Source organism: Oleiphilus sp. HI0067, from assembly GCF_001635735.1.
Genome location: NZ_LWFI01000176.1, coordinates 1 through 934 on the forward strand (window position 1 = coordinate 1; position 934 = coordinate 934).

At 42.5% G+C, this 934-nt stretch carries 1 protein-coding gene; it reads left to right on the forward strand.

The window, feature by feature from the left end:
• Window positions 1-82: 82 nt before the first annotated feature.
• A partial coding sequence (locus A3739_RS02375; protein WP_068500105.1) for a diguanylate cyclase domain-containing protein occupies window positions 83-934 on the forward strand: 852 nt, incomplete at its 3' end.

Here is a 934-nt window from a genome sequence, read left to right on the forward strand (position 1 = left end):
CAAGTTACCATGCAAACAGCCTATTTAAGGTTTATGATTAAGTAATAATCATAAGCTCGCACAGCGAATTCAAAAGTAGACAATGCAACAACCTGACAACTCCATTCTCACACATTCTCCAGCATACGCTGTAGCAACTGTATTAAGCGGCCTGAGCACTGTTATCGCGGTACTAGATAAGCAATTCGCGCTTGCCATATTTTTAGGCTCATTTACTGCGCTATTATTTTTGTCTCGATTAGGAAAAGTGCTCTCCCCTAGATTCACACAAAAGCTTAATCAATTTGGCACAACTTCTCCGACAGAAGAAAGCTTTGAATCAGGCACGCCTCGTCGTCTCTCGATTATTATCGCCGTCTTAACACTCGCTATTCTTTGGGTCGCTCCTGACCAAAGCGGTATATGGGTCTATTCCCTGCCTCTCATGCTTATGTTTTTCTTTGAGTTTAAAGTTGCCTTACCGATCTTAGCGATCACAAGTTTGTTATCCATAGGCTTGATCGCATGGCACGATTCACCATTTGTATCCTTGCAAGCCGTACCAAATTTCATTCTGTTTTTAGGTGCATCGTGTGCACTGGTTTATCTACGTGAACTGCGTCGTCGCCAACTTTTACCCTTACGAAGAACCGACAATTTAAGCCACGCAGCATCTCTCCAACACCTCAATGAAGATCTGCAAAAAGAGATTCAACGAAGTGAGCGTGAAGGGAGCGACCTTAGTGTTGTATCACTAAAACTCGACCCTACAGCTACCGAAAAGCTCAACAACAAAGAACATGATTTTGTGCAAGTAGAAATAGGAAAATTGCTGCATAACAACCTGCGTATTTTTGATAGTTACTATCGTCTGGAACAACACAGTTTCTTGATTGTTTTACCGCACACTAGCTCAAAGCCAGCCATCAAGATCGCAGATTCTCTGCGCTTGAAA